23 protein-coding genes are annotated in these 25,286 nt (G+C 62.3%); 9 read left to right on the forward strand and 14 right to left on the reverse strand.

The window, feature by feature from the left end; all coding sequences use genetic code 11:
* Positions 1 to 16 precede the first annotated feature (16 nt).
* On the forward strand, positions 17 to 3,538 hold the full coding sequence (locus AB4Y87_RS04935) for a discoidin domain-containing protein (protein WP_442003316.1): 3,522 nt from the start codon (positions 17 to 19) through the stop codon (positions 3,536 to 3,538).
* A gap of 86 nt (positions 3,539 to 3,624) precedes the next feature.
* On the opposite strand, the gene AB4Y87_RS04940 is transcribed toward AB4Y87_RS04935, so the two are convergent.
* The 4 genes from AB4Y87_RS04940 to AB4Y87_RS04955 all read right to left on the reverse strand — a co-directional run bounded on the left by AB4Y87_RS04940 (position 3,625) and on the right by AB4Y87_RS04955 (position 9,506).
* Positions 3,625 to 4,425 carry a GNAT family N-acetyltransferase gene (locus AB4Y87_RS04940; protein ID WP_442003317.1) on the reverse strand — a complete coding sequence of 267 codons (801 nt, stop codon included), beginning with the start codon at positions 4,423 to 4,425 and terminating at the stop codon, positions 3,625 to 3,627.
* Between the two features lie 83 nt (positions 4,426 to 4,508).
* On the reverse strand, positions 4,509 to 6,404 hold the full coding sequence (locus AB4Y87_RS04945; protein ID WP_442003318.1) for a DUF2264 domain-containing protein: 1,896 nt from the start codon (positions 6,402 to 6,404) through the stop codon (positions 4,509 to 4,511).
* Positions 6,404 to 7,555 carry a LacI family DNA-binding transcriptional regulator gene (locus AB4Y87_RS04950; protein WP_442003319.1) on the reverse strand — a complete coding sequence of 384 codons (1,152 nt, stop codon included), beginning with the start codon at positions 7,553 to 7,555 and terminating at the stop codon, positions 6,404 to 6,406. Before AB4Y87_RS04950 ends, AB4Y87_RS04945 begins: the two co-directional genes overlap by 1 nt.
* Positions 7,548 to 9,506: a heparinase gene (locus tag AB4Y87_RS04955; protein WP_442003320.1), complete on the reverse strand. Its 1,959-nt coding sequence runs from the start codon at positions 9,504 to 9,506 to the stop codon at positions 7,548 to 7,550. The genes AB4Y87_RS04950 and AB4Y87_RS04955 overlap by 8 nt, the downstream gene beginning before the upstream one ends.
* A 164-nt stretch (positions 9,507 to 9,670) precedes the next feature.
* Here AB4Y87_RS04955 and AB4Y87_RS04960 point away from each other — a divergent pair, with 164 nt between their 5' ends.
* The 5 genes from AB4Y87_RS04960 to AB4Y87_RS04980 are packed head-to-tail and all read left to right on the forward strand — an operon-like array spanning position 9,671 to position 14,609.
* The gene (locus AB4Y87_RS04960) at positions 9,671 to 10,684 is read left to right on the forward strand and encodes a hydroxyacid dehydrogenase (protein WP_442003321.1); all 1,014 of its coding nucleotides are present in this window, start codon (positions 9,671 to 9,673) and stop codon (positions 10,682 to 10,684) included.
* 58 nt (positions 10,685 to 10,742) lie between these two features.
* Positions 10,743 to 12,023 carry an ABC transporter substrate-binding protein gene (locus AB4Y87_RS04965; protein WP_442003322.1) on the forward strand — a complete coding sequence of 427 codons (1,281 nt, stop codon included), beginning with the start codon at positions 10,743 to 10,745 and terminating at the stop codon, positions 12,021 to 12,023.
* Between the two features lie 8 nt (positions 12,024 to 12,031).
* Positions 12,032 to 12,958, forward strand: coding sequence for a carbohydrate ABC transporter permease (locus AB4Y87_RS04970; protein ID WP_442003323.1), 927 nt, complete (start codon positions 12,032 to 12,034; stop codon positions 12,956 to 12,958).
* A complete protein-coding gene (locus AB4Y87_RS04975; RefSeq protein ID WP_442003324.1) occupies positions 12,958 to 13,902 on the forward strand; it encodes a carbohydrate ABC transporter permease in 945 nt (314 codons plus the stop codon). The genes AB4Y87_RS04970 and AB4Y87_RS04975 overlap by 1 nt, the downstream gene beginning before the upstream one ends.
* A 5-nt stretch (positions 13,903 to 13,907) precedes the next feature.
* A complete protein-coding gene (locus tag AB4Y87_RS04980; protein WP_442003325.1) occupies positions 13,908 to 14,609 on the forward strand; it encodes a DUF624 domain-containing protein in 702 nt (233 codons plus the stop codon).
* Between the two features lie 132 nt (positions 14,610 to 14,741).
* Here the strand turns inward: AB4Y87_RS04980 and AB4Y87_RS04985 are convergent, their stop codons facing one another.
* A complete protein-coding gene (locus AB4Y87_RS04985; RefSeq protein ID WP_216926732.1) occupies positions 14,742 to 15,080 on the reverse strand; it encodes a hypothetical protein in 339 nt (112 codons plus the stop codon).
* A 109-nt stretch (positions 15,081 to 15,189) separates the two neighbouring features.
* Here AB4Y87_RS04985 and AB4Y87_RS04990 point away from each other — a divergent pair, with 109 nt between their 5' ends.
* The gene (locus AB4Y87_RS04990; protein WP_442003326.1) at positions 15,190 to 15,834 is read left to right on the forward strand and encodes a CG0192-related protein; all 645 of its coding nucleotides are present in this window, start codon (positions 15,190 to 15,192) and stop codon (positions 15,832 to 15,834) included.
* Between the two features lie 85 nt (positions 15,835 to 15,919).
* The gene (locus AB4Y87_RS04995) at positions 15,920 to 16,378 is read left to right on the forward strand and encodes a hypothetical protein (RefSeq protein ID WP_442003327.1); all 459 of its coding nucleotides are present in this window, start codon (positions 15,920 to 15,922) and stop codon (positions 16,376 to 16,378) included.
* A gap of 56 nt (positions 16,379 to 16,434) precedes the next feature.
* Here AB4Y87_RS04995 and AB4Y87_RS05000 read toward each other — a convergent pair whose 3' ends face one another.
* Together AB4Y87_RS05000 and AB4Y87_RS05005 are read right to left on the reverse strand one after the other, a co-directional pair.
* Complete coding sequence (locus tag AB4Y87_RS05000; RefSeq protein WP_442003328.1) at positions 16,435 to 16,737, reverse strand: DUF3040 domain-containing protein; 303 nt, start codon at positions 16,735 to 16,737, stop codon at positions 16,435 to 16,437.
* 135 nt (positions 16,738 to 16,872) lie between these two features.
* Positions 16,873 to 17,658 (reverse strand): carboxymuconolactone decarboxylase family protein, encoded by a 786-nt coding sequence (locus AB4Y87_RS05005; RefSeq protein WP_442003329.1) that lies wholly within the window; start codon positions 17,656 to 17,658, stop codon positions 16,873 to 16,875.
* A gap of 202 nt (positions 17,659 to 17,860) precedes the next feature.
* Between AB4Y87_RS05005 and AB4Y87_RS05010 the strand changes: the two genes are divergently transcribed.
* Positions 17,861 to 18,160: a nuclear transport factor 2 family protein gene (locus tag AB4Y87_RS05010; RefSeq protein WP_442003330.1), complete on the forward strand. Its 300-nt coding sequence runs from the start codon at positions 17,861 to 17,863 to the stop codon at positions 18,158 to 18,160.
* 6 nt (positions 18,161 to 18,166) lie between these two features.
* On the opposite strand, the gene AB4Y87_RS05015 is transcribed toward AB4Y87_RS05010, so the two are convergent.
* The 7 genes from AB4Y87_RS05015 to AB4Y87_RS05045 form a co-directional block, all read right to left on the reverse strand.
* On the reverse strand, positions 18,167 to 18,589 hold the full coding sequence (locus AB4Y87_RS05015; RefSeq protein WP_442003331.1) for a heat shock protein transcriptional repressor HspR: 423 nt from the start codon (positions 18,587 to 18,589) through the stop codon (positions 18,167 to 18,169).
* Between the two features lie 10 nt (positions 18,590 to 18,599).
* The gene (locus tag AB4Y87_RS05020) at positions 18,600 to 19,574 is read right to left on the reverse strand and encodes a DnaJ C-terminal domain-containing protein (RefSeq protein ID WP_442003332.1); all 975 of its coding nucleotides are present in this window, start codon (positions 19,572 to 19,574) and stop codon (positions 18,600 to 18,602) included.
* 174 nt (positions 19,575 to 19,748) lie between these two features.
* Positions 19,749 to 20,408, reverse strand: coding sequence for a nucleotide exchange factor GrpE (locus tag AB4Y87_RS05025; RefSeq protein WP_442003333.1), 660 nt, complete (start codon positions 20,406 to 20,408; stop codon positions 19,749 to 19,751).
* A 2-nt stretch (positions 20,409 to 20,410) separates the two neighbouring features.
* The gene (dnaK, locus tag AB4Y87_RS05030) at positions 20,411 to 22,282 is read right to left on the reverse strand and encodes a molecular chaperone DnaK (protein ID WP_442003334.1); all 1,872 of its coding nucleotides are present in this window, start codon (positions 22,280 to 22,282) and stop codon (positions 20,411 to 20,413) included.
* A 334-nt stretch (positions 22,283 to 22,616) separates the two neighbouring features.
* Entirely contained in the window at positions 22,617 to 23,561 is a 945-nt protein-coding gene (locus AB4Y87_RS05035; protein ID WP_442003335.1) for a DUF817 domain-containing protein, read from the reverse strand.
* Positions 23,554 to 24,360 carry an oxygenase MpaB family protein gene (locus AB4Y87_RS05040; protein WP_442003336.1) on the reverse strand — a complete coding sequence of 269 codons (807 nt, stop codon included), beginning with the start codon at positions 24,358 to 24,360 and terminating at the stop codon, positions 23,554 to 23,556. Before AB4Y87_RS05040 ends, AB4Y87_RS05035 begins: the two co-directional genes overlap by 8 nt.
* Before the next feature lie 41 nt (positions 24,361 to 24,401).
* A complete protein-coding gene (locus AB4Y87_RS05045) occupies positions 24,402 to 25,154 on the reverse strand; it encodes a TetR/AcrR family transcriptional regulator (protein WP_442003337.1) in 753 nt (250 codons plus the stop codon).
* Positions 25,155 to 25,286 lie beyond the last annotated feature (132 nt).

Consider the following 25,286-nt stretch of genomic DNA (forward strand, 5'->3'; position numbering starts at 1 on the left):
ACGATGAGGTCCACCCATGGCGTTTACCGCGCGAAGAATCCGAAGGCCAGTGGCTGTGTTGGCGGCAGCTGTCACTGCCGCAGCGAGCCTTGCACTCATGCCCGCAACAGCACCGAAAGCAACAGCCGACGATGCAACAGCCGTAACCATCACCCCAAACCCCGCTAGCCGGGGCAAAGCCTTTGAAGGGTGGGGAACCAGTCTGGTGTGGTTCGCGAATGCGACGGCGGGTTACTCCCCCGAGCTGCGTGAGGAGCTGTACCAGAAGGTCTTCGGCGAGGACGGCCTTAACCTCAACATCGCCCGTTACAACGTGGGCGGCGGCAACGCCTCGGACGTAGCCAACTATCTCAACGAAGGCAGCGCTGTGGAGGGATGGTGGAACCCGGTCACCGAAGGGCCAGCCGGCCAGGCGCTGTCGAACCTTTACAACCCCGACGGGACAGTCGACAAAACCCAGGCCAACAAGCTGGCATTCCTGAACCAGTGGAACCCGGATGACCCGGCGTCGTACAACCCCGACGCCGACCAGAACCAACGGTGGTGGGTGGAGCGCCTCGCCGCCGACCAACAAATCACCCACTGGGAAGCCTTCAGCAACTCCCCACCCTGGTTCATGACCAAGAGCGGCTACGTATCGGGCCAGGTCAACACCAGCAAGGGCGAAAACCTGCTGCCCGAAGCTGAAGGTAAGTTCGCCTCTTACATGAGGCACGCCGTCGAACTTCTCGAAACGGGCAGCGGTATCAAGGTGGACACCATTGATCCGTTCAACGAGCCGAACTCCGGTTACTGGGGCACGGACATCAACGCCGCAACCGGCAAACCGCCCACGACGTACACGCAAAAGCAGGAGGGTGCGCTGATCTACCCTGCCGCGCAAGATCGCGTCACCAAACTCCTGGCATCCGAGCTTGAGAAGGGCAGCACCGATGCTGTGATCTCCGCGATGGACGAAACGGATCCCACCAAGTTCATGACCAACTGGAACGGCTACAGCCAAGAGGCCAAGGACGCGGTCGGGCAGCTCAACGTCCACACTTACGGCACCAACGACCGCCGCAGGGTCCGCGACCTCGCCAACTCCACGGACAAGCCGCTGTGGATGAGCGAAGTGGGCGGATTCTGGACGGGCAACCCGGCGCTCGGCGACTCCACCAGCGGCTGGGACCGTTCCAACATCACCAACGGCCTGGGCATTGCAGGGCGCATGGTCAACGACCTCCGCGAACTCGAACCGGACGCGTGGGTCTTCTGGCAGCCGGTGGAGGACACGTACAAACAGGAGAAGGCGGACAAGGGTTGGGGTTCCATCTACGTTGACTTCGACTGCAATTACGAGGGCCGCGAAGGCTTCTCAAACCGTCGGCTCAATGACGGCGCTTCGCAGGACCAAGCCAAGTGCAAGGTCCTGACCAACCAGAAGTACAACACCACCCGCAACTTCACCCACTACATCCGCCCGGGCGACTTCCTCATCCAGAACGACAACGCCAAGACCGCCAGCGCCCTCCGCGCGGACGGCAACGGCGCCACCCTTGTCCACTTCAATGACACCCCGACGCCGGAAAAGGTCACCATCGATCTGAGCCGCTTCGGCAGCATCGCGCCCGGAGCCAAGGTGACGCCTGTGGTCACCACAAAGTCCCCGCTGGACGACATCGAGAAGAACGCACTGGTAAAAGGTGCGCCTGTCGCGATCGACACCGCAGCTAAGTCCGCCACGCTTGAGGTTCCTGCCGCGTCAGTGGTGACCTTCGTCGTCGACGGTGTCAGTGGAGTTTCGGACGACGCCGCGCCGGTGCAGGACGGCCATAGCTATCACCTCACGGGTAAGGCAAGCGGCAAGTACCTGACGGCTCGTGCGGACGGGACTGCGTCGATCGAGGAACTGGGCGCCGATGCTGCGGGCGTGGCTCCGCAGATCTGGACGTTCAACGCAGTGAACGCTGAGGACGAGTTTGCGAATGATCGCCGTTGGGTTCTTACGAACAAGGACGGCCGGGTGCTGACGGGCAATGGTGGTGTGCTGAATGGGAGCCAGTCGGGCGCCATGTCTCTTGCTTCCCTCACCTTGGAGCAAGCCAAGGCGACTCCTTCTGCACAGTGGATAGTGACCACGGAAAACGGCAAGCAGTGGTCACTTGTGAACGCTGGCGCAGCAATTGCCCTGCAGGTTTCGGGCAATCAGACAGCGGTTGGAACGTCTGTGGCATTGGCCTCTTCCTCAGGAACCACAGCTACAGCAACTGGAAACCCGCACCAGTCCTGGGCATTCACGGACATCGCGCACTTGAAACTTCTGGGCACCCAGCCCGTGGAACTCAGCACGCTCACCGGCGTCGCACCTGCCCTCCCCAGCACGGTGACTCCGCTGTACAAGGCTGGCCCGGGTAAGCCGCTCGCCGTCACGTGGTCCGATGTAGATCCAGCGGTGTGGCAGAAGGAAGGAAAGGTTGTACTCCGCGGTTCGGGTGTTGATCCCTATGGCCAGACGTTCAGTGATGCTCTTTTGACGGTGACCGTGGGGCAGTACGTAGCAACGGATCCGGCGTCTGTGACTGTTGGTGTCGGCTCGACTTTGGCCTCGGTCCAATCCGCCGCACCGGCCACGGTCCCCGGCCAGATCGCTGACGGTCCTGCCCGCAATCCCCTGCCCGTGGCGTGGGACTGGTCTTCGTTGGATGCCTCAGCGCTGCAGTCAGTTGGTTCAATGACCGTGGCGGGTAAAGCCGGCTCCCTGCCCGCAGCGCTCACCGTCGTGGTGGTGGACTGGGTCCCGAGCAGCAACATCTGCAAGGACGACCCCACCACCACAGCAACCGCCAGCTACACCGAGGGCTCCTACATCGCGAAAAACACGTGCGACGCCAACTCCTCCACGCGCTGGTCCAACTGGGTGAGCGGCGGCCGCAACGGGGACAGCCTGAGCTACGCGTTCAGCCGCGACTACACCGTTTCCTCTGTGGCCGTGACGTCTGCCGAAAAGGCGGCGCAGAGCCTCAAGGTCCAGTACCAGGACGCTGCTGGCATGTGGAAGGATACGTCGGCGGGAACCATCACGGGACTCTCGACGACGGCGCCGGTGACCGTCCGCTTCGACCCCGTGACCACACGTGGGATCAGGGTTTCGTTCGTGACAACGGGTTCATACACGAAGGTGGCCGAGGTGGCCATCGCTGGGTCGCGTTTGGCTGATGCCGGGCTCGCCGATCTCGGCAGGCTCCTCGTGAACCAAGCCTCGGTCGTGGGTTTTGCTGCCGGAACCAGCGACTATCGGGTTTTGTCGACGTCGGCGACTCCCGCCGTCGTCGGCTACCCGCTGGACACCAACGCGAAGGTTACGGTCCAGCAACCCACCGCTGAGAACCCGACGGCGGTCGTCACCGTGACAGCGCCGAATGGGACCACGAAGGAGTACCGGGTGACTGTCTCCACTGGCAAGGGCGCGTGCAAGAGCAATGGATGGAAGACGAGTCCATCGCCGGTGTTCGGTGACCAGGGCGAGTGCGTGAGCTACTTCGCCGAGGGGAAGTAGGCACGATTTGTCACTACCCGTGCCTCCTCCAGATCCGTCCGGAGGAGGCACGGGGTGCTTAAACGTGTTGGCCACAGACTGATTCGTCAGCCACGCGCCCAACGGTAGGGGGTCGTCGTCGAGACCTTGAGTAGTCCGGAGCGCTCCAGAATTGGGCGCGAGAATTCAGTGGAGTCGCTGTGGATGAGGGTCTTTCCCTTAACGAGCGCGGACTGGGCACGGCGGGCAGTCAGTGCCCGGTAAATCCCGCGGCCACGCCATTCTTGGCGGGTCGCGCCACCCCAGATTCCGGCGAAGTCGGTGCCGGGGACGGGTTCCAGACGTCCGGCGCTAACGATATGACCCTCCGCCTCCGCGACCCACAGCTCCATGCTGTCGTCCAGAGAAAGCCGGCGCAGCAAGGCATCAGCCATCTCATCCGACACCGGTTCGCCGAACACCTCGTCCTGCATCGCGCTCATCGCCCGCACGTCGGCTTCGTCCGTCACCTGCCGCAGCGTCACGCCGTCGGGAAGAGGCACATCGACGCTCAACGCCCGGGCTTCGCCGATCATGATGGATTCCGGATCGTCTTGAGTGAAGCCATTGTGCAACAGAGCCTCGTGCAAACCAGGAGCATGATCGTGGCCACGGGTTTTCCATTCGACTTTGATGATTTCGGGTTTGGCCTGGAAGTACCCGACCGCCTCTTCGACGAGCCGCCTGACGCTTTGCTCATCCGCATCGCCGAGGTCCCGGTACGTGATGAACCCGCGTCCGCCAAGGAACGTCGCCAGACGGAGGGGGCCGTGCTCAGTGACCTCCAATGCACTCGGAGTTTCCGCATCGGTACGCAGCTGCTGATCATAGGCGGCGAGGAGTCGGGCCTTCGTCTCGCGTTGAGTCATTCCGCGAGCCTACTGCAACCCGGCGAGTCGCCCGATTCGATGGCTAGCTGCGCACCATGCCGGGCGCAACGTCGAGTGGGCAGCTACGCGTCGAAATGGGCGAGCCGCTCGAGGGATATGGACGTGCCGTCTTGGAAGGTGAAGCACTCCTGCGCTTCTACGTACACGACACCGTCATCCTCCGAAGCACCTCCCTCACCGGCGAGAATCACGACGGCGGCATAGTCGCCGTCGTGCACGGTGCCCGCGGTACCCACCCACGGAATAGCGAGTTCCGAACCCATCGGGTGGGCGCCGGACCGGACAAACGTGCCGGAAGCATCCAACGCCAGGCCAAACCCAGGCACGGCCCCGATAGAGCTCACTACGGAAGACACAGCATCCACCGGCCACCCGCCGATCCGCAGCGAAGCCCCCGAACCAGAAGCACCCCGCACCCGAACCAGCCGAAGCTCCACGGCCCCGCGCGTCACCGAAACCACCGTGACGGAAGGCCCGGGGGCAGCAGTTCCGGCAACACCGCTGCCGTGATCAGGACCGGCGTCGGGATCAGGAGTAATCCAGTGAGCCGTAAACCGGGAGGCGCCCACCTGGACTCCGCCCTCGGAAAACGAACCAAGGTACTCGAACCCCGTCCGATGCGTCAGCCGGCCAGAGGAGTCAACGAACGACACCGCGTTGTCCACGGACTCGGCGGAGAGGTCGGGGAATGTGTGGGTCGAGTACCCAACCCGGGCGTAAAGAGGGCTGTCGGCAACCAAAGCCCCAACCACGGCGTGGTCGGTCGCGTGGTTCCGGATCCGTACCACCCCGTCGGAAACAGTCCCATCCACTTGCCACCCCGGAGCCGCGATTAAGCGCTGGGTGTCAGAAACCTCAACAGGCAGGGGAGCTTCCACCGCAGTCCACGCAGGGTGATCCGCCGGAAGGGCCAAGCCGAGCATCCCCTTCGCAGCCCAGTACGGCGATCCGGCACCGGAGTACGCCTGCTTCATACCCGCGAACTCGCCGTGCCAGCCGATGGACAGGAGCCCATCCTCAGTGATGGACCCGTGCCTGGCAAAGTAGTCGAGCATTCCGGAGGCAGTCCGGCGCGCCAAACCCGGCTGCAGACGTGTGTGCCCGGACAACTCCCCTGCCCAGAACGGCGCTGCGGCTGCGAACCGGTATATCAAGCTTCGCCCCTGAATCATAGGAGCCCCGTTGGACCCGACCAGGTAAGAAGCGTCATCCAGGAAATCAGCCAGCCGATCGCCGTCGAGCTTCTTGCGGGCAGAAACCCGGGGATCGGAAGGTGCCATCAGAGCCCAGAGCTGCGGGTACACCTGGAAAGCCCAGCCGACGTAGTGGTCGTATGCGCGCTCCGGACCATCAGCAAACCAGCCCCCGCCCCGGTAGAGCGAGTCGTGGATGGCGAGTCCGGCGTCGATGTCTTCGTCCGAGTAGCGCCCACCAACAGAAGCCAGGAACGTCTCCACCACAATCTGGAACCACACCCAGTTGATGGGCGGATAGTCCTCGCCGATCACGGTCTCGAACCAGGCTATGAGCTGCTCCTGCACGCGCTGCGGGAGGTTGTCCCACAGCACATCGCGGGTCAGTGCCAGACCAACCGCCAACGATGCCGCCTCTACCTTCGCCTGTCCCAGCTCCCCTGGCGTCGGCCACCGGTTGGGATTTGCGGGGTTGGTTCCGGCGTCGAGCCCCTCGGCGTACCACTCGGCGATCCAGCCGGTGGTGGCAGAATCCCCGGCGATGCGGAAGGAAGCAAGCAGGAACGTCCGGGCGAAAGCTTCCAGCGAATCACTCCTCGGGCCGTATCGGCTGTTTGCGCCCGGGAGGTGAATGTTCGCGTGGTCCTCGGTCCCAAATTGGTGGGCCGAGCGCAGCAAGTAATCCGCATAAGAGCACCAGTGATCGCGGGTCAGGCCTGTAAAAGGGGACAATGCAAAGTCCATCGGAGGCAGCACAAGAGCCATCAGAGCGAATCCTCCAGCACAACGTCAGTCCGGACGCGGGGCGCACCCACGGACGACTCCCGCACTATCAGTTCAGGGTTCAGGTCAATTCGATGCACTGGGCGCATCCTTCCTTCGGCCAGGCGGGCAGCCATGAGCTGCACTGCAACCTTGCCGACGTAGCTCTTGGGGGGCCGCACCGCGGAGATCGCAGGCTCGGCAAGGTAGGCAACTTCGTCGTCGTATCCCACGATCGCCATGCTGCCGGGAACATCCACTCCGCGGTCCACGCAATGCTGCACGAACGCCACGGCTTGGGTATCTGAGTGCACCAACATAGCCGTGGTCCCGGAAGAACGGCACAGCTCCAGGACGTGATCAAAGTGTTTTGCGCGTTCGCCGTTGTCCAGCTTGGCCGAATCCTCGTGGATGGACTTGTCCAGTGGGATCTTGAGCGCGGCAAGGGCTTGCTTCCAGCCGCGGACCACGTGCGGGCTGGTGGGACTGGTGGAATCCGTGAGGCAGCCGATCATCCTGTGCCCCTCCTGCCACAGGTGCCGCACAGCCATTCCCGCCCCGAATGCATGATCAGTCGCCACCCATTCAAGGCGGTGGGCCGGGATCTCCGACGGCGCACGCCGCTCGGTCAGGATCACGGGGATGGGCAAAGCATTGAGCCACCGCAGCAGCTCCTTGCCATGCTCACCGCTCATATCCGGCGCCACGATCAGCCCGTCGATGTTCTGGGTATCCAGCAGTGCCTGGACTTGGCGACGATTATCGGCAGCATCGTAGGCTGAGCCGCGAACCAGAATCCGGAGGTTCTGCAGTTCGGCCTCGCCGCGGGCTCCGCTGATGACCTGCGGCCAGTAGTAGTCCAGCGAGGGAACCACCATGCCGATGGAATAGCTGTGCGCCGATGGCCTTCCCACCGCAACTGAGCGGTCCAGTGGACTGGGAAGCGTAGCGCCGCCATGCACGCGGGAAACGAGTCCTTCATCGGCCAGAATGTTCACGTCACGCCGGATGGTCAGTTCGCTGACACCGAGTTTGGAGGCGATGTCGCGCACCGTGATAGCACCGTGGGCGCGCAGTTCCTCCATCAACCGCTCCCGCCGTTGCAGCGAAAACAGCGACTTACCGCTGCCCTCGGGACTTGTTTCGTTAGTCATCGATGGTCTCCACAGTGAGGGTGAATGCGCCCGAAGCGCAGGTTTCGGCGGGTATGCGGAATCGCAGGCGCGTTAGCTTTTCGCCCCAAACGCCACTGAGGAGCGGATCGTCGAGGTGCCATTCGTCCACGAGCACGACGGCGGTGGCCGGCTTCCAGCGGAGGTGCACTCCCCTGGTGGTTTCCACGTTGGGAATGCCGTCGGGCGTGACCGTCGCCGTCGCGTCATGACCCAAGCGAACGGTGCCGGCCGCGAGATAGGTGATGTCGACGTCGGGCGTTCCCTCCGCTGGCGCTGGCGGCAGGTTCCAACGGTCATCTATCATCACGGTTCCAAGTTCCCGGTTCAGCATGGAGGTCCGGATCCACTGCTCGGCGTGGTCCAGCCCGTAGGCGGAGCCAAGTCCGAGTGCGAGGGTCGGCTCCTCGGGAGTGGGCTCCTGGAGAACCGTAGCTGCGAAGGACGAACCGGTCCCCTGCTCCAGGCCGAACGGCGCCGGCACGCTGTGCCACGCGCTTTGCATGGCCCGGATCTGATACCGATCAGGGCCGAACGTCTGCGCGGTGTAGGTGGGCTGGCCGGCGTCGACCAGCAAGGGGACCCCGTCCATGGCGACCATCACGGAGCCGACGTCGCGGTGATTGTGGTGCTCACCGTTATGCCCGCCCTTGGCCGCGAGAGTGAGCCCGTCTGTGGCGCCGGGAGTTTGCCGGGCGATCATGATTTGGACGGAAGGAAGGTACGTCCCCCAACTAGGTCGCAGCTGTGCGCGTTTTGAGGGCTCAAAACGCGCTGTGCTGCTACCTGGTTGGGTAAGGGAGGTGAGGACGCGGCCTAGTCCAGCCCACGGTTCGGGTTCGGGTTCGACGGCGGCAAAGGTTGCGGCATGGTGGGCTGCCTCGGAGTCACCGAGTCGCACGGCCCAACGGTGCAGCATGTCCCACGGGAGACCTGCGGGCGCGCGGGCAGGACCGTCGGCGACGTTCAGGAACCAACGATGCCCCAGATGCATCCGGTACGGGAAGGCGACGAGTTCCCGGATCACCGGCAGGTCCACGTTGAGCATTCCACCGGTAGCTTGCTCCAGGACGGCGAGGCCTTCCAGGGCGCGGCCGGCCCCGTTCCACCAATAGGCGAAGCCTTCGTCAATAGCGCCATCAGCTGGAATCGAGGCAAGAAAACGGTCGAGGCCCTCGATGCAGCGGGCGACTGTTTGAGCCTGTAGTTCCGGATCATCGACCAGCAACAGCGCGGCCACAATAATGTTCGAGTGGATCCACGGATTCCAGTTGTGGACGTCCCCGTTGAGGCCCAGCCAGTGCCAGTCCAGCCTGTCCAGGAACGGGCGGATTACCCTCTGGTCGGCCTCCAAGCGAATGCGTTTGCGCAATCCAGGAGCGCGCTCATCCAGCTGCTCACCTAGCACGAGATCCAGCCACGCGAGCTGGGCAACTACCTCACCGGCGCCCAGGTCCAGGTAAGGGCGGGAGCGGTCAGGAACCACTTCGCCGTTGCGCGTAAAAACATCATCGTGGGCGGCCCAACTCCAGGAGCTCTGCTCGCACAGGAGGTAGGCGCCGTCGATTACTTCATCAAGCCACCCGGCTTGGTCCGAGCCCTCCACCGCAGCCATCACGACGGCGCGCGTCAACCGCTGCTGCCGGCTCGCCACGAGTTCTTCGTAGGCCGTGCGATTGCCGTCGCGAAAGTAGCGGGCGTAGTGGGACACCAGCGGTTGGGGCCAGGGACTGCCCTTCTCCGCCTTGCCCTGGGTGCGTAGCTTCGTGAGCGAGCATGCAGCAACGCGCTGCCATCCGGCGTCGGACGCTGGACGAATGGTAAGTCGATCGCGGGCGCCGCGAAGCGATTCAACAAGGGACCCAGCCTCAGCCTGGGAGCCCCATGAAGTGAGCAATGGTGGCGCTTCGACGGCGTCGGTGCCGATTGCCATAGGAATTCTTCTCTCATTTGTTCGAGTGTGAACGTTTAAGATCAAGCTCGATTGAGTTGAATGAACTGTCTTGTTCATGAGTATGTACTGATTATTAGATGTGATGCAACACATAAATAACCGGTCGAACAGGCCGGCTGAAATCCGAAGGGAGGATCCCCTCAATGTCGCTCAAGCCCCAGGCAATGCTGGTCATGAATAGCGGAACCTTTGCTGATCAGTTCGATTCCACGCGACTGGAGCGGCTGGCAGAATTGGTGGATCTTGGTGATGAGCCGTGGACGGATTCCCTGGACAATCCTGAGCTGTACGGTCGCTTGGAAGAGGTGGAAATCCTCCTCACCAGTTGGGGAGTTCCCCGGCTCAACGCCGAGCGCCTGGAGCGCATGCCCAAACTCCGGGCAATTTTTCACTGTGCCGGAACAGTACGTAGCTTCGTCAGCGAGGAACTCTGGGACCGCGGAATCACTGTCACCAACGGTGCCGACGCCAACGCGATCCCCGTCGCCGAATTCACCTTCGCTTCGATTGTCCTGGCTGGCAAGAAGGCCCAGGTGCTGGCCAACGATGCCCGCTCCTTCCGCGAAAACTGGAGCTACATCAGCGAGCGCGGCGAACTGGGCAATATCGGCCGCGTGGTGGGCGTGATCGGATTCTCGCGGATCGGACGACGGGTGGTCCAATTGGTCCAGCAGCTCCAAGACGTAACCTGCCTGGTGAGTGATCCGCACGCCGACCCTTTGGAAGTGGCTGCTGCGGGAGGGAAACTGGTCACGCTTGAAGAACTCCTGCCGGTATCTGACGTGGTCACCATTCACGCACCCGCGCTTCCAGAAACGCGCCACATGATCAGCACGGCCCAGCTCACAGCCATGAAAGACCACGCCACCCTCATCAACACCGCACGTGGTTCCCTGGTTGACACCGCGGCCTTGGAAAAAGAGTGCGCTACCGGACGAATCACCGCCCTGCTGGACGTCACGGAACCTGAACCACTGCCCGTTGACTCCACACTGTACGACCTCCCCAATGTGATCATCACCCCACACATCGCAGGCTCACTCGGAACCGAAACCCGGCGGATGTCCGATGCCGCCCTTGACGACCTGGAACGGTACCTCGCCGGCAAGGACCTCCTGGCCCAAGTAGTTCACGAGGACCTCGGCCTCAGTGCCTAGCCCAAGCACAAAGAAGCCGCAATTGCGGCAGACTTAAACCCTTAGTAAGGAGAACGCAATGAAGCGCACAACCCTCGCCGCAATCGCCCTTGCGGTGACTGCAGGACTCGGACTCACCGGCTGTGCCGGCGCTGCGGGTCCCGCTGAACCGCAGGCGGCCGAAGGCAAGACCAAGCTGACTGTCTCGGTATGGAACTATGCGGGCACTCCGGAGTTCAAGGCCCTTTTTGACGGCTACGAGGCCTCCCACCCCAACGTGGACATTGAACCCGTAGACATCCTGGCTGACGATTACCCCCAGAAGGTCACCACCATGCTGGCGGGTGGCGACACCACCGACGTCCTCACCATGAAGAACGTGATTGATTACTCCCGCTACGCCAACAACGGCCAGCTGCAGGAAATCAACAGCGTGGTGGACAAGGTGGGCAAGGACAACCTGGCCAGCATCGATGCGTTCGATATCAATGGAAAGTACTTCGCTGCACCCTACCGTCAGGACTTCTGGCTCCTGTACTACAACAAGGACCTGTTCAAGGCCGCCGGCGTTGAAGACCCCAAGGACCTGACGTGGCAGAAGTACACAGAGCTTGCCAAGAAGCTCACCAGCGAAGCGGACGGCAAGAAGGTATACGGTACCTACCACCACATCTGGCGTTCCGTGGTTCAGGCAATCTCAGCGGCGCAGAACGGCGCTGACCAGAACAGCGGCGAGTACGGCTACTTCCAGGACCAGTACAACACCGCCCTGGACTTGCAGAAATCCGGGGCCACGTTGGACTTCGGCACCGCCAAGAGCCAGAAAACCAGCTACCGCACCATGTTCGAGTCCGGCCAGGCAGCCATGATGCCCATGGGCACCTGGTACATTTCCAGTCTTCTGCAGGCCAAGAAGGACGGCAAAACCAACGTAAATTGGGGCTTGGCTCCAATGCCTCAGAAGAACGACGACGGTAAGGTCACCACGTTCGGTTCGCCCACTGCTTTCGCTGTGAACAAGAACGCAGTGCACTCCGATGAAGCCAAGAAGTTCATCGAATGGGCAGCCGGCGAAGAAGGAGCAAAGGCTATCTCCAAGATCGGCGTTGTGCCTGCCCTGCAGAACGATTCCGTGACAGCCGAATACTTCAAGCTCGACGGAATGCCCACGGACGAGCTGTCCAAGAAGGCCTTCACTCCGGACGACACCGCCCTGGAAATGCCCGTCAGCGATAAGTCCGCAGCCACGGACAAAATCCTCAACCAGGAGCACGAGCTCATCATGGTCGGCGAGAAGTCCGTCACCGACGGCATCGCTGAGATGGACAAGCGCGTCAAGAGTGAAGTTCTCGGCCAGTAAGAACCATCATGACTACAGAAACCATCACCCCGACGCCTGCCCCGGCACTCAGCCGGGGCAACAGGAAGCAGGCCAGGCGTAATACGTTGATCGGCTGGACGTTCATCCTTCCGAACTTCCTTGGGTTCCTGGCCTTCACCCTCATTCCGGTCCTGGCGGCGTTCGCGCTCTCCTTCATGGAATGGACCTCGTTCAGCGCACCCAAGTGGGTGGGCCTGGCCAACTTCCAGCGCATGTTCGCCAGCGACTCCTTCTGGATCGCATTGCGGAACACGGTTGTCTACGCACTCGGCCATGTCCCGCTCACCATGGCGCTCGCTCTCATCCTCGCGATGCTCCTGAACCGCAAGCTCAAGGGCATCGGCTTCTTCCGGGTAGCGATCTTCTTTCCGTACATTACGTCCCTGGTGGCCGTAGCGGTCGTCTGGAACATGCTGTTCAGCCCGGACACCGGCCCGATCAACCAGTTCCTTCACTCTGTGGGCATCGCCGAGGCTCCGGGCTGGACATCCAGCTCGGACTGGGCCTTGCCCGCCGTGATCATCACCAGCGTATGGCGTGACATGGGCTACTACATGGTGCTGTATTTGGCCGGGCTACAGGCCATTCCGACGGAGCTGTACGAAGCCGCGGAAGTGGATGGGGCCAGCGCCTGGCAGCGTTTCTGGAACGTCACCATCCCGTCGCTTCGGCCCACCACGTTCTTCGTGGTGGTCATGCTGACGGTCTCCAGCTTCAAGGTGTTCGACCTCATTGTGGTTATGACCAATGGTGGCCCTGGCCGATCCACCACGGTGCTGTCCCAGCTCATCTACCAGGAGGGCATCGGCGAAGGTAAGTTCGGCTACTCCTCGGCCATTTCACTGGTCCTGTTCATCATCGTGCTGACGATCACCGTCCTGCAATTCAAGATCCAACAGCGGAGGGAACGCTGATGACCAACATGGCTGAAGACCTCAAAGCCCTGGAACTCAACGTCCATGCGTCGCCCGTACAGGAAGGCGCACCCAGCGCGGAAGACCGCCGTCGTACGGACCGAAAGCGCTCGCCCCGCGAGCAGAAGAAGCGGACCGCGAACTACGTCATCTACGGCGTTCTAGTGGTGCTGGTGGTGGCGCTCATGGTGCCGTTCATCTGGATGCTTTCCTCTTCCCTGAAGGAGAACAACCAGGTCCTCACCGTCCCCATCCAGTGGATTCCCAAAGAATTCGTTTGGAGCAACTACGCCGACATCTGGACCCGCATCCCCATGATGGGCTATCTCCAGAACTCCCTGTACCTTGCGGTGGTCATCACGTGCCTCCAGGTGCTGACGGGTTCGCTGGCCGCTTACGGCTTCTCCAAGGTCCGTTTCCCGGGCCGCGATGTGCTCTTTCTCTGCTACATCGGCACCATCGCCGTTCCGTGGCAGGCCTACATGGTTCCGCAGTACATCATGATGCAGCAGCTCGGACTGACCAACAGCTTCAACGCCCTGATCCTGCTTCAGGCTTTCGGTGCGTTCGGGGTGTTCTTGATGCGCCAGTACTACATGACCATCCCGGACGAGCTGTGCGAAGCCGCCCGCATCGACGGCTTGAGCGAGTACGGTATCTGGGCCCGCGTGATAGTGCCCTTGTCCAAGCCGGCCCTCGCAAGCCTGGCATTGCTGACCTTCGTCAACACGTGGAACGACTACATGGGCCCGTTCATCTACCTCACGTCCAACCGCCTCTGGACTGTCCAGCTGGGCCTGCGTTCCTTCGTTGGCCAGTTCGACGCCGAGTACGCCATGATCATGACCGGCTCAGTGATCTCCGTGATCCCGATCCTCATCATCTTCCTGATCGGGCAGCGCTACTTCATCCAGGGCATCGCAACCAGCGGGATGAAAGGATAAGTGCTGTGGGTGCGACGACTTTGCAGCAGAAGCGACGCCGGTGGGCCGGGCCGGGGTTCGAAACCTTTGGGAGCATTTTCGGCTTCATTTACACGTTCCTGGTCGGCAACGTCCTGCTCGCCATAGCCAACGCTCCGCTGGTCCTCAGCCTGTCGTTGGTGGCCGACCCCGCCGCTGCGTGGCCGTTCTTCCTGGCGCTTTCGGTAACTATCGCGCCGTCCCTGGCTGGCATCTTCGCTGCCTTCAAGGCCTTGAACGACGACGGCGGCGCGGTCAAGCCGGTGGCTGCTTTCCTTCAGGGATACAAGCGCAGTTTTGGCAGGACTGCCGTATTGGGCCTGGGCGCTGTTGGCCTGCTCATGTTCCTCGGTGTGGACCTCGCGATCGTTTCCGCAATGCCGGCTGCTGCGGTCCTCGTGCCGCTGATCGTCGTAGTAGCCGCCGTGGCGGTGAGCCTTACCGTGACGGCGATTTCCGGCGTCGTGCTTCTGCCCGAGGCAAGGCTGAAAAGCATCCTCAAGGCCTCGCTCTATTTGGCCGTCCAGCGCTGGTATCTGAGCCTGGCCATGCTGGTCCTGCTCGGAATCATTGCCTCTGCAGCCGTACTTCAGCCCGTTCTGGGCATCGCGTTGGCGCCTGCTCCCCTGCTGTTCGTGATCTGGAGCAACGCTTCGTTCGCGTTCCACGCGGCGCTCCGCGCGCCCTAGCCCCCGGATGTTCTCTCACATCCTGACGTCTTTTCCCGGACGTTCTCTCACATCATGTGAGAGAACGTCCGGGTTTAAAGGCTGTGGTGTGAGAGAACATCGGGGGTTGTAGCCGTTAGGCCGTGGGCGTCATTAGCCGCGGCAGAGCTCGCCGTACTTAGTGCCGGCTTCCTGGTAGGCGGCGGAAAGCTCACCCATCTTGTTCTCGTCCGGGGATTCCTTCACGAGTTCATCCGAGTATTCAAGGATGGCCGTGACCACGGGCTTCATCTCGTTGGAAGCAACCGGTTCAATCGGGCGGATGGCGTTGGCGACGCGAATGGTTGCGGTCTTGCTGGCGTTGCTCGGGAGGCTGGCAACGGCGACACCCACCCGGTCACACGTTTCTGCGGTGGTCAGCTGCGGCGAAGAGCAAGCTGAAGCCGTGGCAAGCAGCCCGGCAGCGATCAGGACAGTGGTGAGTTTCTTCATGATTCCCTCAATAGTCGGCGCGTCCCTTCGATTGTAAACAGTGCAGGGGCGAGGCCGCGCATCGGGACCCGTATCGAACAGCACGGCGCCCTGGCCTAGGCTGGAGAACATGGCGATCATTCACAAGGCAACCCTGTCCCCGTCCAAGCTCGAACTCATCGCTGGATACCTGCCGACGCAGCCCTGGTTCATGCAGGATGGCGCCCCGGAACTCATTGGGGCCTACCGTTTTGACGACCCCGCCGGCGAGGTCGGGCTCGAGACACATGTCGTCGCTGCGGGAGAGCGGATCTATCAGGTCCCCCTGAGCTACAGGGGCTACGAACTGGCCGGCGCCCAAGAATGGCTCATCGGCACCATGGACCACTCCGTCCTCGGCAAGCGGTGGGTCTACGACGCCTGCGCCGACCCCGTTTACGTCAAGGCCCTCGCCACTGCCATCCTCACCGGCCAGGAAGAGGCTGCACTGATCGTCGACGGCGAACGCGAGCCCCGGCCCAGCACAGTCAACGTGAAAGGAAGCGGAACGCTCGACGTCGGTGTCCCCGCCTTGAGTGCCTCGGCCCCGGTATCGGGCAGTGGCGTGACCATCATTGATGCTGGTGATCTTCGCTTGAAGGTATCGCGGGTTGTCGATGTTGATTCTTCGGCCAGCGCTGCTGCATCTCCGGAGCTCCACAGCGAGTTGATCCTCAGCGGGAAGTGGGCCGGACTGGAGAAGCCTGTGGAGCTGGCAGCGGTAATCCGGACCTGAACGAGCGTTGTGTTCGGGCACCTGTTGGTCCCGCAGCCCTCGGCGTAGTCTGGCAACGGGGCCATCTACTCCGTGAGGGGTTCACATGTACAAAGCACAAAACATCATTCCCGCAGTCCAGGACCTCGCCGCCGAGTGGGTGAAGCATGCTGCTGAGGGCACGTCGTCGCAAGCGGATGCAGTTGTGGGGTGGGCGTTGTCCCGGATCAATCACGCCGACGTTCCGTCTGTGGTGCACGGCGTGATGCTCACGCTGACCGGGAACCGTAAAGCCGCAAAAAGGGCTCAGCGCACCGCGGCCAGAGCGGTCAAGAGAACAACTCAAACTTTGAGCCGCCGCACCAGTCAGCGGAGTTCCCCGGGTGCCGGATGGATGGTTGCCCTCGCAGTTGCTGGCGTCGGCGCAGGCCTGGTGCTCGCATGGCGAATGATGGTGCCTCCCGGGGAGCCTGTCCCTGCCAAACCGGCCGCGCAGACGGCCAAGCCGACCACGCCGAATGACCTCGCTGCTTCGCCTACGGATGTGCCCCCGGAGACCTACTGAAGCTGCCCGGACGTACTGAAGCTGGCCGGATTTCTACCGGCTGGCCCGGTGCCGGGCTAGTCCGGCTTGCCCTCATCGTGTCGGCGAGTCCGTCTCCTGAGGACCATCCTGCTGAACAGTAAGTAGGCGCCTGTTCCAGCGAGCAGGAACCCGACCACACCCACAAGGACGAGTTGTGTGATGATCCCGGCAATGACCATCGCGAAACCGGCCAAAACTGCCAGGACACCAAAAACTGAGCGCGCCACTGCACCTCGCGGGCGCCCCGACTTCAGCTGGAGGTCCAAGTCAGGATCCGATGAAGCGAGATCCCGCTCAAGCTCTTCCAAACTCCTGCGTTCTTCATCCGACAACGACATCGGAATCTTCCCTCACTACACGAGCATGGGACGCTTTTCAGCGCCTACACGCCAACCACTAGCACGTGCCCTTCTTGCCGTGCCATGACTTTATTATCGTCCTTTTCCGGCTACGATCCACAGCTGAAGTCAGCCTTACCCTGCGCTGGGTGCCGGCACCGTCTCGTTGAGTGTGCGCAACGCATTGAGCGTCCGGGGATACCCAATGTAGGGCAGCAATTGCGTGATGACGTCCAGCATCAGGCCGCGGCTGTTCCCTACGTTCAGATTCGCCAGAATGTGCCCCTTCACCTGTGGCTCGCAGCCGCCAAGGGAGACAAGCATGGACAACGTGAGGAGTTCACGTCTCGGAACATCAATGCCGGTGCGTGTCAGATAGTCGCCGAAGCAGTTCCCGGCAAGGTACTCCTGGAAGTGCCTTTCATCAGCTGAAGCAGCTGCACGCATATCGTCGATCCGTTCTGGGCCTATGATCTCCTTCTGGATAGCCAGGCCTTTCTCCCCTCGGTCTTTCGGGGTAGTGGTGGACTGGCCTGGAACAGGTAGCTCCACACCGTTCTCCTTGAGGATTTCATTGGTGGCGTGCAGGAAATCCGAAACCTTGCCCATGCCGATGTAGGGGACTGCTTGGTAGACAAGCTCCTTCACCTCCACCGGTGTCACGCCCACCGTAAGGGCCGCTCCGAGCAACGCACGGTACTCCCGCATTCCTTGTGAAGCGATAAGAGAGGCGAGCTGAACCATGAGCCTCGTCCTGGTATCCAGTCTTCCGTGACTCAAAACCTCGTCGAAAGCGAAGTTGTTGAAAATCTCCACGAGCTCGGGGTCTGTAACCGCCAAGGCTGGAAGCTGACCGGGGAAAAGTTCGTCGTGATTCCGTCGTGCCGTTTCGCTGGGTGCCATCGTGGGCCTCTCTTTCATAGGAGCTCTCCTACTAATCACACTCCTTTTGATGACGGCGCGGGAGAGTCCACTGTTACAGGTTCCGGCAGTGCCTCCTTCGCGTGCGGGAGCATACTGGGGACATGACCGAGAACGATGAGTTCCTTGCCTGGGTCAGGACCACGCTTTACCAGGCTGAGGTGGCCCTCCTCAATGGAGACTCCGCCCCGCGTCGGGCCATTTGGTCCAGCCACGAGCCCGTGAGCGTCCTGGGCGCCTGGCGCAACGCCGTCGGGCAGGAAGAAGTCGGCCGGCTTTTCACAGATCTGGCAACAGGTTCTCCGACTGCACCGCCTACTCATTCGAACTGCAGGCCTACGACGTCGTTGGCGACTTGGCCTACACCGCTGGTTTGGAGCGATCCTCAATCTCGGTCACCGGGCAGCAGGCGAGCCAGGTCCTGAGGGCCACCCAGGTGTACCGCCGCGAGGATGGCGAGTGGAAGGTTGCGCACCGGCATGCCGACACGGTCGTGGAGTGAGATGACCTACTGCTCTGGCCGCGGCCTCCACACCACAACGGCTTGCGACCTCGCACGGGGACGTTGACCGCGGGCCAGACTGACGACGTCGCCCGCTGCTCCGGCCGCGAAAATACGCGTGTCCAACGGGCTACGGCGGCGGGTAAGTTCTTCTGTGAGCTCAGCGACTCGGTACTGCAACGCCGCTACCTGGTTTTCAAGGTCCAGGATGCGCCTGATGCCTTCGAGTGAGACGCCGGACTGGGAGAGGCGCTGGACCTCCCGCAGCTTGTCGACGTCGTTCTGGGAGTACCGCCGGGACTTCCCGGGGGCACGGCTGGGCGAGACAATGCCCAGACGATCGTACTGGCGCAACGTCTGCGGATGCATGTCGGCAAGCTCCGCGGCGACGGAGATGACAAAGATCGGCTGGTTGACGTCGATTGCCATGACCGTCTCCTTATAACCGGGCCTTCGCGGCCAAATCGTGACGCGGGTTGGCGTCAGTGGTCGCGGCGGCAAATGCCTTCACGGCCTCCTCCGCTTCCTTGTTCAGGTTCTGGGGGACGGCGACGTCGATAGTCACCAGCAGGTCACCGGTCGCCTTGGACGTTTTCACGCCGCGGCCCTTGACCCGGAGGGTGCGACCGGACGGCGTCCCGGCCGGGACGCGTACCTTGACGGTGTCGCCGTCGATCGTTGGAACATCGATAGTCGCGCCGAGCGCAGCTTCTGCGAAGGTAACGGGCACGTGGATGCGGATGTTGTCGCCGTCGCGCTGGAAAAACTCGTGGGGCTTCACATTCACGGTGATGATGAGGTCACCGTTTCCGGCGGGACCAACGTTGCCCTTGCCGCGTTGCCGCACCTTCTGCCCGTCCTTGATGCCCGCGGGAATCTTGACGTCGATCACATGGCCGTTGCTTTCACGCAGGCTCACAGTAGTGCCCTTGATGGAACCCGCAAAGGAGATGGACGTCGTCGCAGTGCGATCCGAGCCCTTCTGCGGGGCCCGCTGGAACCCGGTCTGGCCACCACCGAAGCCACCCCCAAACAAGTCAGCAAACTCCGGAGGAATACCACCGGCCCCCGAAGGCTGACGCGCGCCGCCACCAAACAAACCACCGAACAGGTCCTCGAACCCACCGTTAGCGCCAGCACCACCACGTCCCGCCCCAGCACCCGGAGCGAACCGGGCACCACCCATGGCGCGGATAGCGTCGTACTGCTGCCGGTCCTCAGGGTTGGACAACACCGAGTAGGCCTCGGAAATGTCCTTGAACTTCTTCTCCGCAGCTGCATTCCCCGAGTTCGTATCAGGGTGATGCTCGCGGGCTAGCTTGCGGTAAGCCTTCTTAATATCCGCGTCAGACGCGTCCTTGGCAATACCAAGGATCGCGTAAAAATCCTTTTCAACCCAGTCCTGGCTGGCCAAGAGCGTTTCCTTTCGTAATTCATTCAGAGCGATACGGCGACATTACCGCCGGAGCGGAGCGAGACAAGGGGCCCGGGAGTGGCTTCGGGCCTACCGGAGCCGGGTGGCTTTGGATCAAAGATCCCAAGCCACCCGGCGTAGGGGCGGGGCCCCTTGTCTCGCTTCGCGGTGAACCTACGCCGGAACCGCGACGATCACTTGGGCCGCACGCAGAACCCGCTCACCGGAGCGGTATCCGGAGCGCAGCACCTGGCTGACCGTGTCCACGTCGATGTCCTCGCCGGGCTGCTGGATGAGCGCTTCGTGGATGGTGGGGTCGAATTCGACACCTGTTTCCGCGATGCGTTCCAGTCCGTACGTCTTCAGCGCGTTCTCCAGTTTGGTGGCGATGGCGGCGAAGGGGCCGTCTTCGAGGTCACCGTGCTGGCGGGCGGCGTCGACGTCGTCCAGCACCGGGAGCAGGGAGTTCAGGACGCCGATGACGGCCATCTCCCCTGCTACGGCGCGGTCGCGTTCGACGCGCTTGCGGTAGTTGACATACTCAGCCTGAAGGCGAAGGAGGTCATTGCGGAGCTCCGCTGCCTGGGCTTCAGCCGCGGCGCCGGAGGCTACCGACTCCTCGGCCGGCACCTCTACCCCGTTGAGGATTTCCTCAGCCTGGGAGAGAGCGTCACCTTCCGTGGGGGCGGTGTTGCCTTCGATGGGAGCAGCAGCTTCGCCTTCGGGGTGGCGGGCAGCCCCGGTTTCCGGGTCAACCTTGCGGTTGTCCCGGATTACGGGCTTGCGCGGCTCGTTTCCTTCAGAGTGCTCTGCTTCGTTGCCGTGGTGGGGCATGGCTACTTCTTCGCTTCGTCTTCGTCGATGATTTCAGCGTCGACGATGTCTTCGTCGGCAGCACCGGAACCAGCGCCGCCGGCCGGGGCACCTTCTGCACCGGCACCTGGAGCGTCAGCTGCGGCTGCCTGCGAGTAGATGGCTTCGCCGAGCTTCGTCTGGGAAGCCTGGAGCTTCTCGAAGGCCGTCTTCACGGCGGCGTCGTCGGTGCCTTCCAGCGCGGACTTGAGGGCGTCGACGTCGGCCTTGACCTCGGTCTTGACCTCTTCCGGCAGCTTGTCGTCGTTGTCGGCGATCAGCTTGTCCACCGAGTAGGCGAGCTGCTCGGCAGAGTTGCGGGTATCCGTAGCTTCGCGGCGGGCCTTGTCCTCTGCGGCGTGCTCCTCGGCTTCACGGACCATGCGGTCGATGTCTTCCTTGGAGAGTGCGGTGCCACCGGTGATGGTCATGGACTGTTCCTTGCCGGTGCCCTTGTCCTTGGCGGACACGTGGACGATGCCGTTGGCGTCGATGTCGAAGGTGACCTCGACCTGCGGGACGCCACGCGGTGCCGGAGCGATACCGGTCAATTCGAACGTGCCCAGCGGCTTGTTGTCGCGGGTGAATTCACGCTCGCCCTGGAAGACCTGGATGGCCACGGACGGCTGGTTGTCGTCAGCGGTCGTGAAGGTCTCGGAACGCTTGGTGGGGATAGCCGTGTTGCGCTCGATGAGGTGCGTCATGACGCCACCCTTGGTTTCGATGCCGAGGGACAGCGGCGTGACGTCGATGAGGAGGACGTCCTTGCGCTCACCCTTCAGGACACCGGCCTGGAGTGCAGCACCGACGGCTACAACTTCGTCCGGGTTGACGCCCTTGTTGGGCTCCTTGCCGCCAGCAAGTTCCTTCACCAGCTCAGAGACAGCGGGCATACGCGTGGAGCCACCGACGAGCACGATGTGATCGATGTCGGAGACCTTGATGCCGGCTTCAGCGATGACGTCGTGGAACGGCTTCTTGGTGCGGTCCAGCAGGTCCTTGGTGAGGTCCTGGAACTTGGCACGGGTCAGCTGCTCGTCCAGGTGGACCGGGCCGTCGGGGGTGACGGACAGGTACTGGAGGGAGATGTTGGTGCTGGTGGAGGAGGAGAGTTCCTTCTTTGCCTGCTCTGAAGCTTCGCGGAGACGCTGGAGGGCGATCTTGTCCTTGGAGAGATCGATGCCCTTGATCTTGAGCTGGTTCAGCAGCCACTCGACGACGCGGTTGTCCCAGTCGTCGCCACCGAGGCGGTTGTCACCTGCGGTTGCGCGGACCTGGATGGTGGAGAAGTTGTCTTCGTCCTTGCCGACCTCGAGGAGGGAGACGTCGAAGGTACCGCCACCGAGGTCGAAGACCAGGATGAGTTCGTCTTCCTTGCCCTTGTCCAGACCGTAGGCCAGTGCAGCCGCGGTGGGCTCGTTGACGATGCGGAGGACGTTGAGGCCTGCGATTTCGCCGGCTTCCTTGGTGGACTGGCGCTCGGCGTCGTTGAAGTATGCCGGAACGGTGATGACGGCGTCGGTGACCTTTTCACCCAGGTAGCTCTCGGCGTCGTTCTTGAGCTTCATGAGGATACGCGCGGAGATTTCCTGCGGCGTGTACTTCTTGTCATCGATGGCGACAGACCAGTCGGTGCCCATGTGGCGCTTGACGGAAGCGATGGTGCGGTCGATGTTGTTGACGGCCTGGCGCTTGGCGATTTCGCCAACCAGGACTTCGCCGGACTTCGAGAACGCAACGACCGACGGCGTGGTGCGGCCGCCTTCTGCGTTGGCGATGACGGTGGGCTCGCCACCTTCAAGGACAGAGACCACGGAGTTAGTGGTTCCGAGGTCGATACCTACTGCACGTGACATATCTTGTTTCCTTTCAATGGCCGATGTTCGAGATTGCCCCCGGCACCGGTCCGCTGGGCGGTTGGGTTATCGGGAGCCCACTCAACAATCGGCTAGTTGAGCGTTCTGCACTCAACTGTACTCAGCCTTGTTTCAATGTCAATCCAAAGTTGAGTGAAGTACGCTCAAGTTTGGCTTTCGCGGCGAAATTTCCCCCGGAAGTACGCGGTTCAGGGGCTGGTTTCGCCCTGCGTGAACTCGGGTTCCCGGCGTCGGGCCTTCACTCCAAGCCAGGCGAGCGGCGCTCAAGGCCGCCGCCCGCGGCGAAGCCTGACGACGCGCAAACGGCCCGGCGTCACTCCGGCGGGCGGGCGACACTGATATCCGGCTGTCGCTGGCGAATGTGGGTGGCGCCAGGGGTTTGGGTGGCGCCAGCCGTTTGTGTGGCGCTGGCCGGCGGCGGCCCAGGTTTGTACACCCACGCCACGAGCACCACGGAGATGATCATCAGCAGGAACCAGGCAAGGAGCTTCTCGATCGAGACCGCCTGCCAGCCATTCACCTGGTTGGGGTAGAGCCATGCGTGGGACCACGTGCCAATGTTCTCGGCGAACCAAATGAACAGTGCCACCAAGAGGAAAGACACCAGGATGGGCATCCGGAAGCGCTTACGGAACACCCGGAAGTGCATCATGCACCGCCCGTAGACAAGCACGACTGCGGCCAGCAGCACCCAGCGCGCGTCGAAGACGTAGTGGTGCGAGAAGAAATTAATGTATATCCCGGCCGCTACAAGGGCAGTGATCCACCGCCAGGGGTAGTGGTCGAAGTGGAGGTCAAATAGCCGGAAGACGCGCACCATGTACGAGCCAACGGCCGCATACATGAAGCCACTGAACAGCGGAACAGCACCGATCCGGAGGAAGCCCTCGGCCTCGTAAGACCACGAGCCCACGTCCGTCTTGAACAGCTCCATGACTGTTCCCACTGCATGGAACAGCAGGATCACCCGCAACTCGCGCAGTGTTTCCAGCTTGAAGCTGATCATCAGGATCTGAATGACGACTGCGGCGATGGTCAGGAAGTCATTCCGGGCCAAGCCGGCGTCGTCCGGATACCAGAGGCGGGCGGCGATGATCACCGCGAGCAGTGCTGCACCAAAGACGCAAGCCCACGCCTGCTTCAGTCCGAACACCACGAACTCGGTCAGCCGCATGCGGAGTCGCCCGCCTTGGGCGTGCCGCAGATAACGATTCGCGAGGTCATCGATGGCTTGCTCCACCGAGGTCGAATTACGCATTCCTTGACCTGCCCCTCGTCCTGGAAGGGGTGGTTTGCAGCCGGCCCAGGTAGTAATCCCTGGGCCAGTGCCGTATCCGCTGCGGGAGCCGGGGATAGACGCGTCCAAGCCAACGCATCGTCCGCTCGAAACGGCGGTCATCACGGGGAGTCCACTGCAAGCCGAAGCCTTCGCGCAAGTGATCCGGAAGCAGGCCGGCGGTCAGGAAGCGGGCAAGCGGCATGGCCAGGCGCATGAGTGCCGGCCCACCTGCCGGATAGAGCAGGTCCTTGGCGATGTTGCGGGCTTTTTCATCAGGTCGAAGCCGGCCCACGTGCGCGGACCAATATTCGGCGAAGGCCCCACGATCGGGCGGCCACATGTTCACCGGAAGCTGCAGCGCCGTCCCAATGCGCGCATAGTCGCGGTACATGCGGTCGGCGGTCTCGTCGTCGAGCGGTCCATGCACTTGCTCGTAAACGGTGACGGCAGTGTCATACAGAGTGGCGACAACCCAAAGCTGGGACTCGGGGTCGAAAGCGTTGTAGCCCTTTGTTGCATCATCAGGGTTCCGCCGCACTGGAGCATGGGCGCGGTTAACTGCCCGGCGAACCGCGGCGACTTGCTCGTCCGTGCCATAAACAATCGCATAAACGTACGTCAGCGTGGCCCGAAGACGGTCCTGCGGCCGTTGGGCAAAGTCACTGTGATCGGCGACTCCATGGCCCACCCTGGGATCCGCAATCTGAAGGAGAATGGCGCGCCCGGCACCGGCGAGCAGTATGCCCTCCGCGCCGATATCAGCAAGCCCTCGAACCATCTTGATACTTTACCGTCTGCTGCTCGTCACAGGCCCGCTCGTCACAGCCCCGCCATGCCCTGGAGGACGAGCAGTTGGTGCTCGAACAATTCATCGCGCGCGGCAAACGTATCCCGCCCGTACTGGCCAAACACTTCGAAGCTCACAGCCCCGAAGACGGACGTCCACGCCAGCACGCCCCGCGCGAGCGCTGACTCGGGCACCGTGATCCCAAGTTCAGCCCGGATGTTCCGCATGTCTGCCGCCAAGGCCGGTGTGATGACGACGGCGGGACTCGCCTCCGTCTCCAGGGCGCCCGCGCGATGGGCTGCGTCAAAGATGCTTACGAGGCGAAAGATGACACGTGTTCCGGGAACCGTGGTTCGCTCACCTGGTGCCTGATAGCCGGGAACGGGGCTGCCGAAAAGCAGGGCGTAGCTGGCCGGTTCTTTGAGCGCCCAAGCACGAACCGCCTTGCCCAGGGCACGGAACTGGCCCGCGAAATCATCTTCCGGGACAGCCGCTACGGCTGCATCCACTTCGTCGCCGAGCTCGTTGTAGCCGTCGATGAGCAAGAGCGTGAGGAGTTCGTCCCGGCTTTCCACGTAGCGATAAACGGCCGAAGAAACGACGCCAAGGTCCCGGGCAACAGCCCGCAGCGACAGCCCCGCCGCACCGTGGACCGCGAGGTGCTCCCGGCCGAGTCGCACTATGTCGGCGATGGTTTGTGCCCGCGCACGCTCACGGGGAGTTGGCGGCTTGGCTTTGGGCTGGGCTTTTGGCGCAGCTTCGACGCCTGGCGCAGTGGAAGACATGACACCAGCTTGCCACAAGAAAGAGCACCATCAACAAAAGAGAGCGGTGCTCTTGACTTTGGCGTTGATGAGGGACATCCTGAATTCAGAGAGCACTGCTCTCTCTTCAAATTCAAGTGGACTTCGAGGAAA

It is taken from the genome of Paenarthrobacter sp. RAF54_2, assembly GCF_052113945.1.
Lineage (GTDB): Bacteria > Actinomycetota > Actinomycetes > Actinomycetales > Micrococcaceae > Arthrobacter.